General features: G+C 64.0%; 18 protein-coding genes and 1 riboswitch. Of the genes, 14 read left to right on the forward strand and 4 right to left on the reverse strand.

Annotated elements, in window-relative coordinates; all coding sequences use genetic code 11:
• The 5 genes from L981_RS19120 to L981_RS19140 all read left to right on the forward strand — a co-directional run.
• The coding region (locus L981_RS19120) for an RDD family protein (protein ID WP_043619717.1) at positions 1 to 1,060 on the forward strand (1,060 nt) is incomplete at its 5' end.
• 82 nt (positions 1,061 to 1,142) lie between these two features.
• On the forward strand, positions 1,143 to 2,366 hold the full coding sequence (locus L981_RS19125) for a GYF domain-containing protein (protein WP_043619719.1): 1,224 nt from the start codon (positions 1,143 to 1,145) through the stop codon (positions 2,364 to 2,366).
• A 225-nt stretch (positions 2,367 to 2,591) separates the two neighbouring features.
• A complete protein-coding gene (locus tag L981_RS19130) occupies positions 2,592 to 4,367 on the forward strand; it encodes an SLC13 family permease (protein ID WP_043619720.1) in 1,776 nt (591 codons plus the stop codon).
• A 52-nt stretch (positions 4,368 to 4,419) separates the two neighbouring features.
• On the forward strand, positions 4,420 to 4,698 hold the full coding sequence (locus L981_RS19135) for a hypothetical protein (protein WP_043619722.1): 279 nt from the start codon (positions 4,420 to 4,422) through the stop codon (positions 4,696 to 4,698).
• A 221-nt stretch (positions 4,699 to 4,919) separates the two neighbouring features.
• Complete coding sequence (locus L981_RS19140) at positions 4,920 to 5,399, forward strand: SRPBCC family protein (protein WP_043619723.1); 480 nt, start codon at positions 4,920 to 4,922, stop codon at positions 5,397 to 5,399.
• A gap of 174 nt (positions 5,400 to 5,573) precedes the next feature.
• Here L981_RS19140 and L981_RS19145 read toward each other — a convergent pair whose 3' ends face one another.
• From L981_RS19145 to aspT, 3 genes are all read right to left on the reverse strand, one after another.
• Complete coding sequence (locus L981_RS19145) at positions 5,574 to 7,253, reverse strand: aspartate:alanine exchanger family transporter (protein ID WP_052201879.1); 1,680 nt, start codon at positions 7,251 to 7,253, stop codon at positions 5,574 to 5,576.
• 241 nt (positions 7,254 to 7,494) lie between these two features.
• Positions 7,495 to 9,147: a bifunctional aspartate transaminase/aspartate 4-decarboxylase gene (locus L981_RS19150; protein ID WP_052201880.1), complete on the reverse strand. Its 1,653-nt coding sequence runs from the start codon at positions 9,145 to 9,147 to the stop codon at positions 7,495 to 7,497.
• Between the two features lie 53 nt (positions 9,148 to 9,200).
• A complete protein-coding gene (gene aspT / locus L981_RS19155; protein ID WP_245281669.1) occupies positions 9,201 to 10,889 on the reverse strand; it encodes an aspartate-alanine antiporter in 1,689 nt (562 codons plus the stop codon).
• Positions 10,890 to 11,375: 486 nt separating this feature from the next.
• On the opposite strand from aspT, the gene L981_RS19160 reads away from it, so the two are divergent.
• From L981_RS19160 to L981_RS33350, 9 genes are all read left to right on the forward strand, one after another.
• A complete protein-coding gene (locus tag L981_RS19160; RefSeq protein WP_197067167.1) occupies positions 11,376 to 11,852 on the forward strand; it encodes a RidA family protein in 477 nt (158 codons plus the stop codon).
• A gap of 184 nt (positions 11,853 to 12,036) precedes the next feature.
• A riboswitch (cobalamin riboswitch) is annotated at positions 12,037 to 12,253 on the forward strand.
• 104 nt (positions 12,254 to 12,357) lie between these two features.
• Positions 12,358 to 12,771: a DUF1636 domain-containing protein gene (locus L981_RS19165; protein WP_043619724.1), complete on the forward strand. Its 414-nt coding sequence runs from the start codon at positions 12,358 to 12,360 to the stop codon at positions 12,769 to 12,771.
• A 22-nt stretch (positions 12,772 to 12,793) separates the two neighbouring features.
• Positions 12,794 to 13,597 carry an ABC transporter ATP-binding protein gene (locus tag L981_RS19170; RefSeq protein WP_043619727.1) on the forward strand — a complete coding sequence of 268 codons (804 nt, stop codon included), beginning with the start codon at positions 12,794 to 12,796 and terminating at the stop codon, positions 13,595 to 13,597.
• On the forward strand, positions 13,594 to 14,547 hold the full coding sequence (locus tag L981_RS19175) for an ABC transporter substrate-binding protein (protein WP_043619728.1): 954 nt from the start codon (positions 13,594 to 13,596) through the stop codon (positions 14,545 to 14,547). The genes L981_RS19170 and L981_RS19175 overlap by 4 nt, the downstream gene beginning before the upstream one ends.
• Before the next feature lie 3 nt (positions 14,548 to 14,550).
• Positions 14,551 to 15,618 carry an iron ABC transporter permease gene (locus L981_RS19180; RefSeq protein WP_082006091.1) on the forward strand — a complete coding sequence of 356 codons (1,068 nt, stop codon included), beginning with the start codon at positions 14,551 to 14,553 and terminating at the stop codon, positions 15,616 to 15,618.
• Positions 15,619 to 15,710: 92 nt separating this feature from the next.
• Positions 15,711 to 16,271, forward strand: coding sequence for a DUF924 family protein (locus L981_RS19185; RefSeq protein ID WP_043619730.1), 561 nt, complete (start codon positions 15,711 to 15,713; stop codon positions 16,269 to 16,271).
• A 126-nt stretch (positions 16,272 to 16,397) separates the two neighbouring features.
• Positions 16,398 to 19,190, forward strand: coding sequence for a mechanosensitive ion channel domain-containing protein (locus tag L981_RS19190; RefSeq protein ID WP_371258896.1), 2,793 nt, complete (start codon positions 16,398 to 16,400; stop codon positions 19,188 to 19,190).
• Between the two features lie 167 nt (positions 19,191 to 19,357).
• A complete protein-coding gene (locus L981_RS19195) occupies positions 19,358 to 19,636 on the forward strand; it encodes a hypothetical protein (protein ID WP_034788099.1) in 279 nt (92 codons plus the stop codon).
• Between the two features lie 303 nt (positions 19,637 to 19,939).
• The gene (locus L981_RS33350; protein ID WP_052201881.1) at positions 19,940 to 21,496 is read left to right on the forward strand and encodes a caspase family protein; all 1,557 of its coding nucleotides are present in this window, start codon (positions 19,940 to 19,942) and stop codon (positions 21,494 to 21,496) included.
• Between the two features lie 39 nt (positions 21,497 to 21,535).
• On the opposite strand, the gene L981_RS19205 is transcribed toward L981_RS33350, so the two are convergent.
• Positions 21,536 to 22,297, reverse strand: coding sequence for a hypothetical protein (locus L981_RS19205; RefSeq protein WP_043619733.1), 762 nt, complete (start codon positions 22,295 to 22,297; stop codon positions 21,536 to 21,538).
• Between the last annotated feature and the right edge of the window lie 67 nt (positions 22,298 to 22,364).

Consider the following 22,364-nt stretch of genomic DNA (forward strand, 5'->3'; position numbering starts at 1 on the left):
GGGACCCGGCCCGGCCGCCGACGCGCCGCCGCCATTGCCCGCATATCCGCTTGCGCGGCCATGGCCCCGTTTTCTGGCGCGCATTTTCGATGTGCTGGTGCTTTATATACCGGCTGCCTTGGTCGCAACTCTCGCGGCACTCGTGCTGCCGAAGGATATCGTTGATATCGAAATGTTCGCCGCGCCTGGCGCGCTCGATTTTCAGTCCAGCCTTTCGCTGTTGCTGCTGCTGCACCTGTTGATCTTCGCCATTCTGGCGCTGGTCATGGCCGCCTTCGGAACGTCGCTCGGCAAGCTGATCTTCGGCGTGCGCGTCGTGCCGTTGGTTGGTCAGAACCGACTCGGCTTCCACCTCGAACGCGAATTTACCGTCTGGCTGCGCGGGCTTGCGCTTTCCATCATCCCGGCCTCGATCGTCACCGCGATCCTTCAGTACCGCCGGGTGGCCGAGGGCCAGCCCGCCGGCTACGACGAGCGCAAGGCACGGGTCGAGGGCAAGCCGATCTCCGGTGCGCGGCTTGCCGGCGGCATTGTCGCCACAGTGGCGGCGCCTTTCATTCTGGGGCAGCTGCTTTTGGTCGTCCTCAATCAGTTTCCAATGCCCGACAAAGACGTGAGCGTCACGGCGTCGACCCGATGGGTGAACCCGCAAACGCTGGGTGAGGCGCGTTTCGATCGCCCCTTCAAGGCAGATACATTGAAGACGCCGACAAAGGTGAACACCTTTTTTGATGCGCAGGACTCTTCGGTCAGCATGTTCTTCGAATACGACGTCGATGTCGCAACAGGCATCGGCTCGGCGGAGTATGCCAAGCGCTGGGCCACGGACCTCCAGGATCTCTTCACCGTAGCGTCGCCGTGGCGGCCTCTGACGATCGACGGAAAGCGTGCCTATCGCGCAGCGGCCGCGCGGGTCGACAATGCTGCGGGGGATGCCGAGCTCACCTTCGTTTTGAGCGATGCAGGGGCCTGGCGGATTGTCGTTTACGCCGATGCTGCAAAGCTCGCCGATCTCGACATGGAACGAAACGTGACGGCGCTGTTTGAAACGATCGATTGAATGAGGCGCCTGCGCGAACTGACGTGCCGGTTCGCAACGCATGAATCTATCCGCGCAAGGTGCGTGAGGTTTGGGGGAAGAAATGACGCTCTGGCATTATGCCGTCGGCGGCGAGGTAAAGGGCCCGATTGACGAAACGGAGCTCCTTGCTCTGGTCAGGACGGGCGCTTTGGCGCATGACACGCTGGTCTGGCGATCGGGCAGGGGCGACTGGATGCGCATCGCCGACACGCCCGAACTGATCGTGGGGCTCGAGCCGGAGCAGCCGGCGAGCGATGAGGGTCACGAGACGTTGCCGCCGATCCCGAGCCTGCCGCTGGCGCGGCCCTGGGCGCGATTTTGGGCAACGTCGCTCGATCTTGGACTGCTGTTCTATGCGGCGAACCTCATGGTTACCTTTGCGGTTCTTCTTCTTCCCTGGCCGCTTCTGCAGTTCTACTATCAGGAGTGGCGCATCGCCATCCTTGTGGCGGCGGTATTCGCGAGCGCCACGATGGCTGTTCTGCTGCGCGCCGTCATCATGTCGCTGTTCGGCACGTCGCCCGGCAAGGCGCTTTTCGGCATTCGTGTGGTGCAGCTCAACGGGCAGTCCCGGGGCCTGTTCCATCTTAACCGCGAGCTGATGATGTGGCTGACGGGCCTGGCGCTGCATATCTTCCCGCTGGTTTTCGTCACGCTGATCCTGCAATACCGCCGTGTCGCGCACGGCCGGCCCGCTGGTCATGACCGGGGGCGGGCCCGGGTGGAGGGGCGCCGGATTTCGGGGACGCGCTTTGCCGTCGGTGTCGGGGTGGCGCTGCTTACTCCGGTCGCATTGGGCAAGTCCATGGACCCGGCGGCGACCTGGATGGTTGCCGCCCTGACCCCGCCGCCACCCATGCAGACCTTCGTCAATCCAGTGACCGGCAGGCAGGCGACGTTCGAGGCGGCCTGGGTCGTCGAGGATCTCTCGCGCGACAACATGTTCTTTATGATCGGTTCGGATCAGGCAGGCGGCGGCATCTATTTCGGGCACGAGCAGATCCCGGCAACAATCAACGAACGGCAATATGCCGAGAGGCTCGCCGAGCTGCAGGCGAAGGCGGGATTCGAGGCGAGTGCAGACTGGCAGCCGGTGATGATCAACGGCCAAATGGCGATACGTTTGGCGATGAAGTCGATCAAGGAACCGGACACCACCGCCGAGATAACCCTTGCGCTGCGCGGGCGAGACGCCTGGCGAATGCTTACCTTTCTGATGAAGGGCAAGCAGCGGGACGAGGCCATCGATACGCTGGAGACGGCCGTATTCGGGACCATCGAGTAGCGGGGCGGCCCAATAGCTGGGCGGCGGGGCTGCCACCTCGCCGCCGGGCGACGCCGCGCAATCGATGCGCTTCGCACTCATGCCCAGATTTGTCGCTGAGGTGAATTCCGATTTGCCGAAACATGGGTTACGTCTTGCGTGAACTTCTGCGCGGATCGCGCGTTTCGGCTTTTGTCAGCCGCACGTTCCGTCCCGCCCAGTCCCTTCGCTGAACCCGGATATTGCATGACCGCCGATCAGTCTCTCGCGTTTATCGTCATCGGCGCCATGATGGCCTTCTTCATCTGGGGGCGGTTTCGATACGACGTGATCGCCTGTTCGGCGCTGATGCTGGCGGTCGCCGTCGGCATCGTTCCTTACGATCATGCCTTCGATGGTTTCAGTGACGACATCGTCATCATCGTCGGCAGCGCCCTGATCGTCAGCGCCGGGGTGGCGCGCTCGGGCATCGTCGATGCCGCCATCCAGCGGTTCCTGCCGAACATCTCCTCGGTGCGCGCACAACTCGCCCTGCTGGTCATCACGGTGACGGTGCTTTCCGCCTTCATCAAGAACATCGGGGCGCTGGCGATCATGCTGCCGGTCGCCTTCCAGTTTGCCCGGCGATCGAATGTTCAGCCTTCCGCCTTCCTGATGCCGATGGCCTTCGGCTCGCTGATCGGCGGGCTCATGACCCAGGTCGGCACGTCGCCGAATATCGTCGTCTCGCGCGTGCGCCAGGAGCTGACCGGCGAGAGCTTCACGATGTTCGATTTCACGCCCGTCGGCGCGACGCTGGCGCTGGTCGGCTGCATCTTTCTGCTGTTTGCCTACAAGCTGGTGCCGCAGCGCACCAGCCAGCAGATTTCCGTGCATTCGGCGATCGAGATCACCGATTATACCTCCGAGGCGGTGGTCGCCGCCGGTTCACCGGCGATCGGCAAGGCGCTCAGCAATCTGGTGAAGCTCGGCGACGGCGGCGCCGTCGTCATCGCTATCTTTCGCCGCGGCCTGCATCTGGCGCCGCTGCCCGACGTGACGCTCGAGGCCGACGACATCCTGCTGTTTGAAGGCGGCCCGGGGGCGCTCGATCGCATCGTCTCGCAAGGCAAGCTGAAGATTGCCGGCGACCGCGCGCCGCATGGGCGGGAAAAGGCCGGTGACGAGATCGAGGCGATCGAAGCCGTGGTCGGCAGCGGTTCGCCGCTCGAAGGCATGTCGGCGCAGCGCCTGGCGCTGTTCAACACCCACAACATCAACCTGCTGGCCGTCAGCCGCCAGGGCGAGAGGCTGAAGCAGCGGCTCGGCAGCATTCGCTTAAGGGCCGGCGACATCATCGTGCTGCAGGGTGCACGGCGCGAGTTGACGCACTTCCTCCAGGACTTCGGTTGCCTGCCGCTGGCGCAGCGCGAGATCCTGCTTGGCACCACCCGCAAGGCGCCGCTTCCGCTTCTGGTTCTGGCGGCCGCCATGGGCTCGACGGCGGTCGGTCTCGTGCCGGTGCCGATCGCCTTTTTTGCGGCGGCTCTTGCCATGGTCGTCTTTCGCATCATCCCCTTGCGCGACTTCTATCGCTCGGTCGATGGACCGATCCTGGTGATGCTGGCGGCGCTGATCCCGGTCAGCGATTCCTTGCGCACGACCGGAGGGACCGATGTCATCGCGCAGTGGCTCGGCACGGTTGCCGCCGGCCTGCCGCCGGCCGGCGCGCTGACGATCATCCTGCTCGCTGCCATGGGGGTGACGCCGTTCCTCAACAATGCCGCGACCGTGCTGGTCATGGCGCCGATCGCCGCCAGCTTTGCCGGTGCGCTCGGCTACAAGCCGGAAGCCTTTCTGATGGCAGTTGCCATCGGTGCCGGCTGCGATTTCCTGACGCCGATCGGTCACCAGTGCAACACGCTGGTCATGGGGCCGGGCGGATACAAGTTCAGCGACTATCCGCGCCTCGGCCTGCCGCTGTCGATCGTGATCGTCATCGTCAGCATCCCGGCGCTGATGCTGGTCTGGCCGCTGCGTTAGGCAGTCTCGGTACGCGGATTCGCAGCAGTCCTCACCTTCGGAAAGTGACACCATGGAAGATCGCCAGATGCTGACCCTCAAGGCACTTGCACTGATGGTGCAGCAGTATCTTGAGGAGCGTTCCGATGGTTTGGTCGATAGCTACGCTATGTCGGCTGGCGAAAGTGCAATCGAGGCGCTTGCGGCTTTCGGGTACATGGAGGTGTCGGAGTTCGGCGCGCGATTTGGACGCTGGACCGATGCAGGTCGCGCGCTATTGTCCTGGGACGACAGCCGATCGGCGGCTTCAGAAGCTTTCTCTGCGCCACATCCGTCTCCACGTAGTCGCTAGCCGGGTGCGGAAAAATCGGCCCGCCGGCTGCCTGATGACTACCCGGCAACTATCAGCAGCCGATGCTGATGCTGGTCTGGCCGCTGCGTTAGGTGCGTGGCGGGGCTGGCAGCTGCGGACACCCGTGCTCTCGCAGAAGTAGCCGTTACCGTGTACAGATAGACGCGCGGTGGTACCGCCGCAGGCTTGCCTATCCGTGAGGACCAAAGGGAGAAGACGGTATGAGCCCCAAGCCCACCGGCCACGTCCGTGGCAACGACCTGATCCTGACGCGCACGTTTCGTGCCCCCATCGACGACGTCTGGAAGAGCGTGACAAGGTCCGAGAGCACCGCGCTGTGGTTCGGGCGCTGGGAAGGCGAAGCCGGTCCCGGCAAGACCGTGCGGCTGCAACTGCTCCATGAGAAAAGCCAGCCATGGACGGATGTCTTGATCGAGGAATGCGCCGCGCCGCACCGCCTGGTCGTGGTGATGAAGGATGACGCCGGCGCTTGGCGGATCGAGCTGACATTCACGCAGAAGGGCGATGAGACCGAGTTGCAGCTGCTGCAGACGCTGAGCGACCCGAAGCTCGCTGGAGACGTCGGGCCGGGCTGGGAATACTACCTCGACATGCTGGTCGCGGCGCGCGCCGGCAAGTCCCTGCCGTCATTCTCGGACTATTATCCGTCGCAGAAGGCGCATTATCTGGAAGGCGTGTAGACCGAGCAGGCCGCCAGTTGGACGGTCGCGTTCGATGCGCCGTTTGCCGCGTTGCCAGTGCGGGCCGCGCTGTTGTGTCGTTATGAGCGCGCGCGCCGCGACAGCAGCGGTTGTCCAGGGCGCTCCCTCACGATCGCAATTCGCTCCGAACGGCACCGCCCCGAGCCTCCCCGATTACACCAGCACGGTGACGAGCACCGCGCCCCAGAGTGCGAGGAGTACGTTGCCGATCGCGTAGCCGAGACCGTAGCCGAGGGTCGGGACCTTGCTTGCGGCCGCCTCCTGCACGGCGGCAAGCGCCGGGGCCGAGGTGCCGGCACCACAGCAGGTGCCGGCGAGCACGCCTTCGTTCATGCGGAAGACCCAGCGGCCAAGCGCGAGTGCCGCGACATGCGAGATCGCGCAGATCAGGAAACTGGCGATGACCAGTGCCGGGCCGGACTGGACGAGGCCGGCAACGAAGCTCGGGCCGGCGGAGATGCCGACGCAGGCGATGAAGGCGCAGAGCCCGACGCTGTCGAAGAACCAGAGCGTCGCCTCGGGCACGAAGCCGAAGGTGCGCCGCACCGAGCGCAGCCAGCCGGCGCAAAGGCCGGCAATCAGCACGCCGACGGCGACGCCGAGGCCGATTTCGAGCGCGCCGAGCTTCAGGGCGGGGATGCCGATGAGGCCGCCGAGGAAGATGAAGACGCCGACGAAAACCATGTCGGTCGCCGTCGTCTCACGGTCGGCATAGCCCAGAAGCGTGGCCGCTTCCTCGACATGGCGCCTGGCGCCGGCAATCGACATCACATCGCCGCGGCGTACCGTCAGGCCGGGAAAGATCGGGATCGGCTGGCCGGCGCGCAGAATGCTGCGCAGGAATACCGAGCGCGATTCCGGCTGCTGCCGTAGCTGCCACAGGCGTTTTCCGGCGACATCCTTGTTGGTCACCACCACGTCCAGCACTTCGACGGGAATGTCGAGAAGGGTGCGGTCGTCTATTTCGGTGCCGATCCGGCTGGAATATTCGACCAGGAAGCCGCGAAGGCCAGCAACGGCGATGACGTCGCCAGCCTGCAGCCGCTCCTTGCGGGCAGGGGTGATGATCTCCTGGCCCCTTCGGATCTGTTCGATATAGGCCTTCTGGTTTTCGGGCACCCTGGCTTCCGCCTCTTCGACGGTGAGGCCCACGAGGTTGTCGCTGATCACGAAGGCGCGTGCCTCGATTTCGCGGCGGGCGCTGTCGCCACTGTTTTGCGGGGCGATGTTGAGCTCGGCCTCGAGCTCGGCGCAGGCGTCCTTCAGGCTGCGGCCGAACAGGCGGGGCGCCAGTTGCGACTGCACCAGGATGGCGGTGACGACGCCGACGAGATAGGCGACGGCAAAGCCGGTCGCGACGGCCGATTCGAACTGGCTGGCAGCCTCCGGTGTCGGCGCGGTCTTGCGGAAGGTGTCGATCGCAACGCCGACGGTCGCCGATTCCGTCGCGCCGCCGGCAAGAACGCCGGCCGCCGTGCCGAGGTCGAAGCCGAAGAGCATGGAAAGCACGATCGCCACACCGAGGGCGACGACGCAGAGCGTTACGGTCACGGCGATCTGCGGCAGGGCGTCGGCGTTGAGGCTCTGGAAGAATTGCGGGCCGGTGCGATAGCCGATGGCAAAGAGGAAGAGCAGGAAGAAGGCCTGCTTCACGTCGTTGGAAAGCTCGGCCCCGGTCTGGCCGATCAGCACGCCGGCGAGCAAGCAGCCGGTGACGGCGCCGATCGTGACCCCGAAGACGGTGATCTTGCCGATCGCGTAGCCGATGCCGAGCGCCAGGAACAGGGCGAGTTCCGGGTGATTTCGCAGGATGTTGAAAACGGTGTCGATCACGCGGTAGGGCCTCCCGTTTGCCCGCCGAAGCGGACGCCCTCGGCCGGACTGCTCACTCTTCTGGCAAGGATCTGCAAGGGGATGGCCGCTTATGCCTTCAAACGTGAAGGGAACTCTGCAATCCCATGAATTCATGCCCATTTCTCAATTCTGGCGTGAGCGACAAGAGGCTCCGGCCGAAGCGGACGCAGGCAGCGCAGGCGAGGCGGCCGACCACCGGAGTGGCCGGCCGTTTGAGGCGTCAGCTGATCTTCAGGCCCTTGGCGGCCTGGTAGGTCTGGACGTAGCCGCGCGCCACCGAGCGCACGGCGCGGCCGATCTGCGAATAGGCGTCGTCATTGAGGTTGGCGAAGGAGACGCGCGCCGACCAGCTCGGCGCATCGAAGCCCGAACCGTTGAGCAGCACGATGCCGTGGTCCTCGGCAAGCCGGAAGGGGATGTCGAGCGGGTGGATGTTGTCCTTCACCCAGGTGACGACATCTTCGCCGACATATTTACGCAGCCAGAACTCGAAGTCGATGATGCCGTAATAGTGGTCGAAATAGATGCCCGGATTGGACTCGACCCCCATGCCCTCGATCAGGTTCCAGAACCGCTTCGTGCATATGGCCATGCAGGCCTTCTGGTAGACCTTGTCGACATCCATCAGCTCGACCAGGCTGAAAAGCGACATCATCACCTGTTGCGGCAGCGACAGGCCGGCGGTGTGGTTGAGCGCCACGTCGCGGCTGTCGGCGACGATGCGGTCGATGAACTTCACCTCGCGCGGCTTCGGCGTCATCGCCTTGTAGCGCTTTTCCAAGAGCTTCTGGATCGGCTCGCCATGGGCCTTGATCTTCTCGTCGAAGATGTTGTCCTGCGCCACCGCGATGACGCCGAGACGCCAGCCGGTGCAGCCGAAATACTTCGAGTAGGAATATACGCCGATGGTGTTGCGCGGCAGATGGCCGAGCAGCGACTGGAAGCCCGGAACGAAGGTGCCGTAGACGTCGTCGGTGAGCACGATCAGGTCGGGGCGCTTCTTGTTGACGAGATCGACAAGGCGCTTGATCGAATCCGGATCCATCGCAACGGCCGATGGATTGCCGGGGTTGACGAGAAACAGCGCCTTCACCTTGGGGTTTTCGAGTGCCTTGATGTCTTCGTCGGTGAACTGGAAGCGATCCTCCTGCTCGGCGCTGACATTGATCGTCTTGAGGTCGTAGTCCTCCAGTTCCGGCATTTCGAGATAGGGCGTGAAGATCGGCGTGCCGAGTGCGATCGTGTCGCCGGCGTTAAGCAGGCGGGCGTTCTTCAAGGCCTTGAAGATGTAGCACATGGCGGCGGTGCCGCCTTCGACCGGGTAGAGGTCGAACTGCGCCTTCGGCCGGTGGCCGGCGCACATCGCCCACATCAGGTATTCATGGGTGATGATTTCATTGTGATGCAGCGCCCGGTCAGGAACCGGATAGTTGTCGCCGATGATCGAATCCGTCAGCTCGTGCACGAAGGCGTCCGCATCGAAGCGGAACGTGGTGATGGCATAGTTGACGGCGTCGGAGAGCGTCTTTGCCGGCGGCACGCCTTCATCCTCTTCGTCCCAGTCCGCCGTGTTTTGCAGCAGCTTCTTCGTCCACTTCTCGAAGCGGGCATGGGCGCCGTCCTGCGGCGGCATGCCGGCCACACCGGCCTTCGGGTCGTAATAGGCGCGCTTGGCTTCCGTCAGCGCGAACTGGCCGAGCAGGAAGAAGGCTTCGCGGGCGCGCGTCGCCGTCCAGTTCGGGTTGCCGCGGCCGGCGTTGAGGAAGGCCTTGGCGGATTTCTGCGAGCTCGTCTTGGCGAGCTTGATCAGCTCGTCCTTGATTTCGAACGGGCTCAGATCGGAGATACTGTCGTAGAAATTTCTGTCCAACATGATCCACACTCCCTGTGATCAATAAGCGAAGGTCTCGGTTTCTGAAGCCCGCCTCAGGCGAGCATGATGACGATGACGAGACCGAAGATGGTGAGCAGCGTGTTGCCGATGGCGTAGGGCATGCCGTAGCCGAGCGCCGGCACCTTGCTCTTGGCCGCCTCCTGGATCATGCCGAGCGCTGCCGTCGTCGTTCTGACGCCGGCGCAGGCGCCAAACAGGATCGCCGGATGGAACTTGAAGACGTAATGGCCGATAAGTACCGAGGCGATCATCGGGATCGAGGTTGCGACCACGCCCCAGATGAAGAGCGAAATGCCGACTTCCTGAAGCCCGGCGACGAACCCGGGCCCCGCGCCAATGCCGACCACGGCGATGAAGATGTTGAGGCCGAGCGTGTTCATCAGCCACAGCGCCGGTGAGGGGATGCGGCCGAAGGCGGGGTAGGTGGTGCGCAGCCAACCGAGCACGAGGCCGGCCAGAAGCGCGCCGCCGGAGGTCGAAAGCCCGATCGGGATGCCGCCGATGGTGATGGTGAGCGCCCCGATCATCGCGCCGATGAAGAGGCCCCAGCCGAGGAAGGCGATATCGGTGGTCTCGACCGGCCGGTCGGCAAAGCCGAGCGCCTTGATCGCCGTTTCGACATGATGCTTGGCGCCGCCGATGGTGACGATGTCGCCGCGCTCGACGGTCGTGCCGGGCAGCACCGGGATCTCGACCAGCGAGCGGATGATCTTGCGGGCATAGACGCCGCGCGCCCAGTCCATGGTGCTGACCTCGGCCAGCGTCTTGCCGGCGAGTGCCTTGTTGGTCACGTAGACGTCGACCACCTCGGCTTCGGCGTTCAGCAGTTGCTTGTCCTCGACTTCCGTCAGCTTGGTGTCGAGGTTCTCGACGAGCAGGGCACGCCGGCCGGAGAAGGCGACGACGTCGCCCGGCTGCAGCACGGTGTTGCCGTCCGCTTCGATGATCTCGCTGCCGCGCCGGACCCGCTCGACATAGACGCGGATGCCGGGGAGCAGGTTCTTGACCGGCGTCCCGGTCAGGCCGCTTGCCGCATCGATCCGGTAGGCCCGAAGACCGAAGTCGTGGTAGGCGCTGGTGATGCCGGGTTCGCTGCTCGACGTGCCGCCGCCAAGCTTGGCCTCATATTCCTTGCAGGCGGCCGGCAGATCGATGCCGAGCAGCCTTGGCCCGAGCTGGGCGAGAATGATCGCCGAGCCGATCGTGCCCCAGATATAGGTCACCGCATAGGCGATCGGGATCTGGTCGGCAAAGGTCTTGGCCTGTTCCGGCGTCAGCCCGAGCGAATTGATCTGGTCGGTCGCAACGCCGATCGCAGCCGAGATCGTCTGCGAACCGGCATACATGCCGGCGCCATAGCCGAGCGGCAGCCCGGCAATCAGCGCGCAGAGATAGGGAACGATCAGGCAGAGCACCAGCACGGAGAGCGCAAAGGCGATCTGTTTCGGTCCGTCGGTGCTAAGCCCCCGCACGAATTGCGGCCCGACGCCGTAGCCGACGGCGAAGAGGAAGATCAGGAACAGGGTGGATTTGAGGTCACCGGAAACCTGGATGCCAAGCTGCCCGATGAGAACGCCGGCCAGAAGCGTGGCGGTGACATTTCCAAGGTTGAACCCCGCGACCTTGATCGGACCGATGAGGAAACCGATGCCAAGCGCGAGGAAGACGGCGACGGGTGGATAGGTCCGAAGCGTGTCGACGAAAAAATCGATGGGATTCACTGCTGCTATTCCCTTCAGAAAGTTGAGTTGCCATCACTTCATTTCGGGATCTGCGCGGCTAAGTTGAGCTTGTTTTCGGATCTTGTCGATGCCCAATCTTAATCCCGGCAATTGTCGCTTCGGTCGTCGAAATTCTCAACCGGCATAGGGTTACGTGAGCGTAACGTATGTTACATTTGAGCGGTTTTACTTGGGTGCGCGCCTGGCGGACGCCGCGATGCGTCCGCCGCATGCGATCGAAACACGGATGCGCGCGACAGTATCGCGCCGGCACTTCAACTCTGGTGTTGTAATTCGTAATGTTATCTCGCAACGTGAGGCATGAGGCGTTTTCTCTTGGCTATGCTTGAACATACGGCTGGAGGCGCAAGGAACGATGGGCCTTTCTGCTTGCGATAGGGGCGACAGAACTTCGAAGGTCGAGATGAAAAGCGGCATCGTCTCCGCAAGCGCGGCCGGTTCGTAAGGTGACGAGGAGGGGGAGCAATGATGGATGAGGTTATCCGTAGGCTGGGGGCGCTTGGCGTTCAGCTTCCAACGCCGCCGAAGCCGCTCGGCGCCTATCGCGCGGTGATCGAGGCGGGCGAGATGCTTCATGTCTCGATGCAGGGGCCGCTGCTCGACGGGCGCTTCGTGCACACGGGGCTGCTCGGGCGCGACGTGACGATCGACGAGGGGCGCAAGGCGGCCGAGCTGGCTGTGCTCAATGCGCTGGCGCAGATCCACGAACATCTCGGCCGTTTCGAGCGCATTCGCCAGATCGTCCGGTTGGAGGGGCATGTCGCCTGCACCGAGGATTTCCTCGACCACCCGAAGGTGCTCGACGGGGCCTCCGAGTTTCTGGCTGCCGCCTTTGGCGAAAGGGCCGGCCATATCCGCTCCGTCTGCGGCGTGCGCAACCTGCCGGGCAACGCCGCGGTGGCGGTGACGCTGACGGCCGAGCTCTTTCCGCCGGAGTTCTGAGGCGACACGGCTGCCTGTCGGTCGTGAGGCGGATTTTGGCTGTAGGGCGTCGGATCGTGTCCGACGCTCAATTTTCGGCTTGCGCGACGTAATGTTATTTAATAACAAACTGCGCATGACGATACGCCGCATGTTGATAGATCCTTCCCGCCTGTGCCGTGCGGTTGTCTCCCCCGCCGATTCATGCGAGGAAGGCGGTGATGGTGCTGCGTCCGCGACAATGCGGAGGCGGCTGAAAAGGGAACACGGAACGGACGACCCTGATGGGGCCGAGACCGTGGCTGCCCCCGCAACTGTGAGCGGAAAGCGCATTCACACCATGTCACTGGCGATCAGCCGGGAAGACGTGGATGCGCCACGACCCGCGAGCCAGGAGACCTGCCATCGAACCGATCAACCACAACGGACGGGGTGTTCCGATGGAAAAGAACTGGCTTTCGCACGACGGCTATCCGTCCTTCTGCCGTTTCGCCATCTCTTGCCGTCAGTCCGGCGGAGGGCAGGAATGGCTGAGCCGAATTTCCGACAGCACAAGATAACGGTCTGCACCGATTGCCGCTTCACCGGTGGCCCCTGCGCGCCCGGCGCCGAGCTGATCAAGCGGCTGAACGGCAGCATCGCTGCACTCGGCGCACCGCTCGATCGTGACTTCTCGATTGCCGGCACGGTGTGCATGGCGGCCTGCACGCGGCCCTGCACCATCGCCTTCCAGGCGACGGGAAAGGCAACCTATCTCTTCGGCGACGTCTCGCCGGACGAAGACATCGACGATCTCGTACGCTTTGCCACAACCTATGCCGAGCGTGGCGATGGCATGACGCGGGCGGCCGAGCGGCCACGCGGGTTGAAAGGCAAGACGCTTGCCCGCATCCCCGCAGCGATGCTCGTTTCCGAAGACCTCGGCGGGCACTTCCAATGACGGCGCAGGGAGGGATCAACCCATGAGCTGCACGGCAACGGGAGCGGCACTCAAGGTCGAGGGCCTTCACTGGGGGCCACGCGCGGGGCTGACGCTGGTCAAGGACATCGGCTTTTCGATCGCGGCGGGCAGCCGGCTTGCGATCCTCGGGCCGAACGGTGCCGGCAAGACCTCGCTTCTGCGCTGCCTCTACCGGGCGGTGCAGCCGAATGCCGGCCGTGTTTCGGTCGATGGCATCGATCTGTGGTCGATCTCGGCGCGCGAGGCGGCAAGGACGATCGCCGTCGTCCTGCAGGAAATGCCCGGCGACTTTCCCTTCAGCGTGCGCGACGTCGTGATGATGGGGCGCATTCCGCGGCGGGAAGGCTTGAGCGGCTGGAGCGATTTCGACCGCGATCGGGTGCAGCATGCACTCGCGCATCTCGATCTCGCGCATCTTGCCGGTCGCCAGTTCGCCACGCTTTCGGGCGGTGAGAAGCAGCGGGTGCTGATCGCCCGCGCGCTGGCGCAGGAGCCGCGCATCATCATTCTCGACGAGCCGACCAACCATCTCGACATCCGCCACCAGCTCGAAATCCTCGAGTTGCTGCAGACGCTGAAGCTGACGATCGTCTCAACGCTGCACGACATCAATCTCGCCGCCGAGTTTGCGACCGACGTCGCGATCCTGACCGCCGGGCGGCTGACGGCGTTCGGCACGCCCGAAGAGGTGCTCAGCCCCGGCGAACTTTCGGCCGCCTTCGGCGTCACTGCCACCGTTCACAATGCCGCCGCCGGCGGCGCCCGCTTTTCCTTTTCACTTCCTCGACAGGGATCTATTTCATGAAGATCAATATTGCCCCATTTTTCCTTCTTTTCGTGCTGGCCGCCGCAACCCCGGCGCTCGCCTATCCGGTCACGGTCAAGAGCTGCAACCGAGAGGTGACCTTCGACGCGGCGCCGAAACGCGCGATCGCCAACGACGTCAACTTGGTGGAGATGATGCTGGCGTTGCGGCTGCAGGACCGCATGGTCGGCTATACCGGCGTTTCCGGCTGGAAGACGCTGGACGAGAAGCTGCGCGAAGGCGTCAAGGAACTGCCGGAGCTTTCGGAGAAGTATCCGACCAAGGAAGTGCTGCTCAACGCCGACGCCGACTTCTTCTTTGCCGGCTGGAACTACGGCATGAAGGTCGGCGGCGAGGTCACGCCCGAAACCTTGGCGCCCTTCAAGATCGGCGTCTACGAGCTGACCGAATCCTGCATCCACGTGATGGCCAAGGCAAAGCCAACGATGGACGACATGTTCGTCGATCTTCTCAATCTCGGCCGCATTTTCGGCGTCGAGGATCGCGCCGAGACGCTGGTTGACGGCTACCGCCGCCAGCTTGCCGAGATCACCAAGGCGAACGCCGGCAAGGCAAAGCCGACACGGGTCTTCGTCTATGATTCGGGCGAGGAGAAGCCCTTCACGTCCGGCCGCTTCGGCATTCCGACGGCGATGATCGAGGCCGCCGGCGGCGCCAACATCATGGATGATGTCGACAAGAGCTGGGTGGAGATCTCCTGGGAGCCGGTGATCGAGCGCAATCCGGAAGTGGTCGTCATCGTCAACTACGGCGAGGTGAAGGCCGAGGACAAGATCGCCTTCATGAAGACCAATCCGGCATTCAAGAATGTCGATGCCGTCAGGAACGATCGCTTCGTCGTGCTCGACTATGTCGAGGCGACGCCGGGGCCGCGCAACATCGACGCCATCGCCCGTCTCGCCAAGACCTTTCACGGCGAAGGCCTGTAACCGATGCTGGCTGAGGATACGTCGGCTGACACCGTTGCGGTTTCGCGTGCCGCGTCTCAACGGGTGGCCCGCAGCGGTTTCGGCCTTGCCGCCGGCCTGCTGCTGCTTCTCCTGACGGTGACGGCCGCCGTATCGCTCGGCTCGGCGCAGATCCCGGTTGCGACCGTCTGGTCGATCATCGCCAGCAAGATCTCGCCCGGTAGCGTCGAGGTCTTCTGGTCGGCGGGCCGCGAGAGCATCGTCTGGGACGTGCGCCTGCCGCGGGTGATGCTGGCAGGCGTCGTCGGGGCTGGGCTGGGGCTGACGGGCGCCGTGCTGCAGGCGGTCACGCGCAATCCGCTCGCCGATCCGCATCTGCTCGGCGTTTCCTCCGGTGGCGCGCTCGGCGCGATCGTGGCGCTGCTGCACACCGGCATGATCCTCGGCCTTGCCACGGTGCCGCTCTTTGCCTTTGCCGGCGCGCTGCTCGCAACCGTGCTGGTCGCTTACGTCTCCCGCGTGCTCGGCAGCAGCGCCGACCGCCTGGTGCTGGCCGGCGTCGCGGTCGCCTTCGTCTTAACGTCCGTCGGCAACCTCATGATTTTCCTTGGGGATCCGAGGGCGACCCACACGGTCATCTTCTGGATGCTCGGCGGTCTTGGCCTGGCGCAATGGTCGCAGCTCGTCTATCCCGGCGGGGTGCTTTTCGTCTCGCTCGCCTGGCTGATGATCCGGGCGCGCGAGATCAATGCGCTCGCCATGGGCGACGAAACTGCGATGACGCTCGGCATTCCCGTGCGCAGCTTCCGGCTGACGCTGTTCGTCGTCACCGCACTTCTGACCGGGGTGATGGTCGCCTTTTCCGGCGCGATCGGTTTCGTCGGGCTGATGGTGCCGCATTTCGTGCGGCTCCTGGCCGGCAGCGACAACGTAAGGGTCATTCCGCTTTCGGCCTTCTTCGGGGCGCTGACGCTCATCCTTGCGGATCTGACGGCCCGCGTCATCATGGCGCCGGAGGACATGCCGATCGGCGTCGTCACCGGTCTCGTCGGCGGCATCGCCTTCATTGCCATCCTGAAGCGACGCGCGTAAGGCGGGTAGGAACAAGTTATGGACATAGGCCGGTCCCGGCCTATGTGTTAGCGGGGGCCGAGCGATCGGCCATTGGGCCGCAAGAGGAGCATATGGCGAACGAAGCTGACATTTGCACGCCGCAGGACGTTCTGGACTTCTGGTTTGGCGAACTCACCTATGACGACTGGTTCGGGACGAGCCACGAGCTCGACCAGGCCTGCATCCGCCGCTTCCAGGCGTCGCACCTGGCGCTGGCCCGGGGCGTCGACGAGATCTGGCGGGCGAGCCCGGAGAACCGGCTGGCGGCGATCGTGCTTTTGGACCAGATGCCGCGCAACATGTTTCGCGGCACGCCGCTCGCCTTTGCCACCGATTGCCTGGCGCTGCACGAGGCGAAGCTCGCCGTCGGCACCGGCGCTGACATGGCGATCAAGCCGGAATGGCGCGCTTTCATCTATCTGCCCTTCGAGCACTCGGAAAACCTTACCGACCAGACCATGTCGGTGAAGCTCTTTACCGAGCTCGGCGATGCCGATTATCTCGACTATGCCATCCGGCACCGCGAGGTGATCGAGCAGTTCGGCCGCTTCCCGCATCGCAACGCCTTTCTGGCGCGCGGCTCGACGGAGGCCGAACTTGCCTATCTGGCGCAGCCCGGCGCCGGTTTTTAACGGGAAAGCGGGCGCCGGCGACGATTTATCGCCGTTCTTTGCATCTTTCCGCCGTCTTTCGTATTCACATCGAAACGTGAAGACGGCCGGAGCGATTCCGGGCCACGGTCTCAATCTGCAAGGATCATGAAATTGCGTTCTGTCGGAAAACTGCCCGCCATTCTCGTCTGCCTGCTGGCGCTTGCCGTGGGCGGCCCGGTCATGGCCCAGAAGGCGGCGCAACCGGCACAGGCAACCGCACAGACAAACGTGCAAGGGGGCCAGAAATCGGCGCAGCCGGCGCAATCGCCGCAAACGTCTCAGACCGCCACCCAGCCCGCTGCCGGCAAGCCTGCGACCGAGGAGAACGGACAGCCCGCCGCAGCCGACACGACGTCCGATGCCGCCACCACCACGCAGCCCGCTCAGAACGCTCCGGCTCCCGCGCAAGCAGCCCCTCAGGCCGAGGCGGCCGCGCCTGCCGAAAACCAGGCGGCGGAACAACTCGCGAAGGCCGGCGACGAGCTCAAGAAGCTGACGGACCAGGTCGCGAAGGCCAAGGACGACGACATCGTTCTTGCCGACCTCAAGGTTCAGGTCGACGCGCTTGCCAAGCAGATCATCGGCGTTTCGGTTTCGACCCGCCCGCGCCTCGACGAAATCAAGGCGCGGCTCACCGAACTCGGCGATCCGCCGGCCGAGGGGCAGCCGCCGGAAGCCGACATCGTGACCGCCGAACGCAAGCGGCTGATGGCCGAGCGCGGCGCGATCAACGCGTTGACCGGAGAGGCCGAAGGCCTGTCGGTGCAGGCGACGAAGCTGTCCAACGCCATTACTGCGACCCGTCGCGCGCTGTTTTCCAATACGCTTTTGAAGAACACCGAAGTGTCGACCGGAATGTTCGACGACGCGCTGGCCGCTACGGCGGACGAAACCCGGGTTCTGTCTCGCAGCGTCGGGAGCTGGCTGAGCTTTGCCTGGAACTATAAGCGCGTGCCGCTCCTGACGGCGCTGTTCCTGTCGCTGCTGGCGGCGCTGGTGTTTCTTTCCGGCAGCCGCAGGCTCTTTCGCCCGCTGATCGAGCATGACATCACCGACGAGGAGCCGAGCTACTTCCGCAGGCTCTCGGTCGCCTTCTGGTCGACGTTGATCCCGACGATCGCTTCGGCCGCCTTCGCCATCTCCAGCTTCCTGTTCCTGCGCGGCTTCAACGTGCTGCGCTCCGATATCGCGCCGATCATTGCCGTCACGCTCGGTGTGGCCGTGGTCGTGTTCTTCGTCACCAGGCTCGCCCAGGCGGTGCTTTCGCCACGCGATTCGCGCTGGCGGCTGGTCCGGGTGTCCGATCGTGGCGCCCGGATGCTGATGATCGCGATCTTCGCCATGGCGCTGGTCAACGGTCTCGATTACCTCTTCGGCGGCGTCAGCGAGGCGCTCGGTTCGCCTGTCGTCCTGACCGTCGTCAAGAGTTACATTGCCTCCATCGTCATCGGCCTCATCATCATGGCTTCGGCCTGGATCAAGCCGACGCTCAGGAAGGATGAATCCTTCGATGCCCATGGCCGCGCCTGGCCGCGGGTGGTGTCCTTCGCGCTGCTTGCGACCGGCGCCTTGCTCATCATTGCCGCTGTCTCCGGTTATGTCGGTCTTGCCCGCTTCATCGCCACGCAGATCATCATTACGGGCGCGATCCTCGTCACGATGTATATCGGCATCCTCACCGGCCGGGCTGTCGCCAAGCAGGGCGCCTTTGCCGAGACCGCGGCCGGGCGTTATCTCGAGCGGCGCTATAATCTCGAACAGGTGGCGCTCGACCAGATCGGCCTTGCCGCGGGCCTCAGCATCTACGCGCTGGTCGTGATGTTCTTCATCCCGCTGATCCTCTTGCAGTGGGGCTTCCAGGTCGCCGACATCGAGTCCTGGGCCTACCGGATGGTGACCGAGATCAAGATCGGCTCGATCACGATTTCGCTGGTCGGCATCCTCGCCGGCATCCTGTTCTTCGCGCTCGGCTACGCCGTCACCCGTTTCGTGCAGCGCTGGATCGACGGCAACATCATGGCGCGCAGCCGGGTGGACGCCGGCGTGCGCAACTCGATCCGCACCGGCATCGGCTACACCGGCGTCGGGCTTGCGGGGCTGATCGGCCTGTCGGCGGCCGGCATCGACCTCTCCAACCTCGCGCTCGTTGCCGGTGCTCTCTCGCTCGGTGTCGGTTTCGGCCTGCAGAACATCGTCTCGAACTTCGTTTCGGGGCTCATCCTGCTTGTCGAGCGTCCGTTCAAGGTGGGGGACTGGATCGTCAGCGGCACGACGGAAGGCTTCGTCAAGCGTATCTCGGTGCGCGCGACCGAGATCGAGACCTTCCAGCACCAGTCGATCATGATGCCGAACTCGCTGCTCATCAACGCCTCGGTCGGCAACTGGACGCACCGCAACAAGCTCGGCCGCTCCGAAATCGCCATCACCGTCACCTATGCCAGCGAGCCGCGCCGGATCATGGAACTGCTTTCCGAAATCGCGGCAGCCCATCCCATGGTCCTGAAGAACCCGTCGCCGAGCGTCGGCTTCACCGCTTTCGGCGATGACCGCATGACCTTCGAGTTGCGCATCTACGTCGCCGACGTCCTCACCGGCGGCGGCGTGCGCAACGATCTGCGCGTCTCGATCTACGAGCGTTTCCGCGACGAGGGCATCGGTGCGCCGTTCCCGGTCAAGATCGAGGACGTGCCTGTCGAGGACCAGACCGGCATCGAAAGCCATCACCCGGAAGAGGTGGGCGAGCCGAAGGGCGCCACCTCCGCCGAGGCAAGGGCCGCGGCCAAGTCTGCCGCTTCGGACAAGAAGACCGCCGCTGCTGCGCCGCTCGACGAGGAGCGCGACGCGGAGGAGACGGGCAGTCGCCGGGTGGCCAGCCGCCGGACAAACCCAAACCGCTGATAAACGGACCGTTCAGCCACTATTCAGCCGGCCTGCCATAAAAAGCATGCAATTCTTCTGGTGACCGACTACGCTGGTCATCGGCTGAAGAGGTGGCCGGCGCAGCGTCGCGAACCGACGGGGCGGCCGGCTCGGCAAGAGGGCGGCGCGTCTGGCGTCGATGGGCGATGAAGAAATTTGTGATTGCTTTGCTTTCCGGTTTGCTGATGGCCGGCGCGCCGATGGCCGGTGCTGCCAGTGCCGCGACTGTCACGAACAAGGACAGCGAGACCGCCGTTCTGATCGTCGTCGAGGGCGAAAGCCGTGTGGAAGTGGCGATCGCATCCGGAGCGACTGAAATGATCTGCCCCAGCGGCTGTTTCGTCACCGCACCGAGTGGTGACCGCATCGGCCTGCAGGGCGACGAGAACGTCGAGATCGTCAACGGCAACGTCGTCGTCAAGTAACCTTCCATTCCGCTCAAGCGGTGCGACAGGCGCGCCGCTGACCGGCGGCTCCATCCTTCATTCGACATTTGCACAGGCGCCGTTGCTGACGGCGCCTGAAACCCCTTGAGAGCGAGCGCGGCTGCTCTTGCTAATCCCAAGGGATGGGCAAGGGCGGCGACCGCCTCACTCCTTCGGGCGGGCATGGGCCCGTCAGAGCTGCCGGACACCCTCCTTGCATTGACAGGCCGCATTGCCGGTAGCACGCTTGGGCGTTGGGGCTGACGCGTGGTCGCGATCATCCGCGAATTGTCGGGGGGAGCCATGCCATTCCTTCGCATCGCCTTGTCCGTTCTGCTGGTGCTTTTCGCATCGGAGGCGCTGGCCGAAAAGCGCGTGGCGCTGGTCATCGGCAATTCCGCCTATCAGCATGTGGCCACCTTGCCCAATCCCGGTAATGACGCACACGACATGGCGGCAAAGCTCGAAGGTCTGGGCTTCGAGGTGGTGACCGGTGCGGATCTCGACCTAGCCGGGGTGCGTCGCGCGGTGCGCGACTTCGTCGGTCGGCTCGACGGCGCAGATCTCGCCTTGTTCTTCTATGCCGGCCACGGCCTGCAGGTGAACGGCGAAAACTACCTTGCCCCCGTCGATGCAACGCTTGCTTCCTCGGTCGATCTCGAATTCGAGGCGGTGCCGATGAACCTGATCCTGTCGGCGATGGAGCGCAGCACGCGGGTCAATATCATCCTGCTCGACGCCTGCCGCGACAATCCTCTGGCGGTCAATCTCGCCCGTTCGATGGGCACGCGTTCCGCCTCGGTCGGCCGCGGCCTTGCCAAGGTCGGCACCGGCATCGGCACGCTGATCGCCTTTTCCACGCAACCCGGCAATGTCGCCCTTGACGGATCGGGGCGGAACTCGCCGTTCACATCGGCGCTGTTGAAACATCTCGGCCAGCCGGGTCGCGACATCACCCGCGAGCTGATCGATGTGCGCCGTGACGTGCTGGCGGCAACCGGCGGCAAGCAGGTGCCCTGGGACAATTCCTCGCTGACCGGCGAGGTGGTGCTGAAGCCGGCAATCGACGGCAAGCCGGCGCCGGCCGAGGCGCCCGCGACAGGGCAGGCGGCCGAGCTTGCCTATTGGGAAACGATCAAGGATGCGACCGACCGCGACCTCTTCGACGCCTACCTGCAGCAATATCCCGTCGGTGCGTTCGTTTCGCTCGCCAAGGCGAAGATCAAGATCATCGAGCGGGCTTCAGCACCGTCATCCGAAGGCGTGCCCGGCGGAGCGGGTGGCCAGGCGGTGGCGGCCATCGATCCGGCGCTGGCTGCGCCCAATGCCGATGACACGACATTGGCCCGGTCCGTACAGGTCGAGCTCAACCGGCTTGGCTGTCGCGCCGGCAGCGAAGACGGGGTCTGGGGCGAAGGTAGTCGCAAGGCGCTCGAAGCCTTCTCCAAGTTCGGCAAGGTCGACCTAGCGACGCTCGAACCTTCCAGCGACGTGCTCGATCGCCTGAAGTTGGAGAAGGCGCGGATCTGCCCGATTGCCTGCGGCCGCAACCAGGAGGCAAAAGACGGCCGCTGCGTCGCGATCCAGCGCGAGGCGAAGCTGCCGCAGCCGAGCGAGACGCAAGGGACGATCAAGACACCGCAGAAAAACACCGGCACCCGCGCGATCAGCCCGCCGGCCGAACTGCAGAAGAAGAGTTTTTCGAGTTGCCCCGAGAGCGCGAACGTTGCCTTCCGGCAGATGTTCTCCCGCGGCTCGGGCCGAGGCCGGATGACGATTTCCGCCACCCATTCCTGCGGCCGCGCCTATGCCTGCCACCGCACGGCCAGAGGACAGCCCTGGGATTGCGGCTGGCGGTGAGGGGGCAAGCGGGTGCAACTGCAGCCGTCGCGGCTGAGGTCAGTTCCTGCGCCCGAAGTTCTTTCGTGATTTCGCCGCCATAGGATGTGGCTCGATCGGACCGCTATCCCGCTCGCGGCTCACATATACGAGATAAGCCGAAGCGGTGAGGAACATTGCAACGGGCAGCACCGGATAGAGGGTGATGGACTTGATGGGGATGAGGATCATTTGGACGATTGCTGCGAGACTCATTGATCCTAACAGCAGCATCGAAGCCAGACCGAGAAGATTGCACACTCCGACCACCATCAAGAAAACGAGCAGGGAGAACCACAGGCGATAGGCCCGGGCATGGCGCTCGTTGAGCAATCTGCGCCTTTCGCGCAGCAGTCCGAGGGTGATCAACGCGGCAATGGCGGCGATCAGCAGATAAGGGGCAAGGCCAATGCCAAGCATACGGCTCGCATAGAGCACGGCCGTATCGGCCATGGCTCCAAACGCACTGAAGGCGATGCCGACCGGAACATCCGAGAACGCAAGCAGAGCAACGTAGATACCGACAAATGGGGACATGCCGACCTGCTCGGCCCGCTCGCTGGCGATCATGGCGATGCAGCCGGCGAGGATCAGGTAGATGACCGGCAGTGCGTAGGCCGCAGCAAGAAACACGAAGATCGTTGTTTCCAGTGGGTCTGAGGTTTCCTGAAAGTGAGCGAACGCGCGAACTGCAAAGGGAAATACGAGCGTGACGCCAACGAGCGTGCCAATGCAGAGTATCGATTTTCTTGTGTAGCGCACGGTGTCGTTGGTATCGTTCACTCCGGCTCCCTTTCTATCGCAGAACGCCCGTATGTTTGTCGGTGGAACGTTAAAGTTTTGCTCACTC

The sequence above is a fragment of the Ensifer sp. ZNC0028 genome (genome assembly GCF_000799055.1).
Taxonomy (GTDB): Bacteria; Pseudomonadota; Alphaproteobacteria; order Rhizobiales; family Rhizobiaceae; genus Ensifer.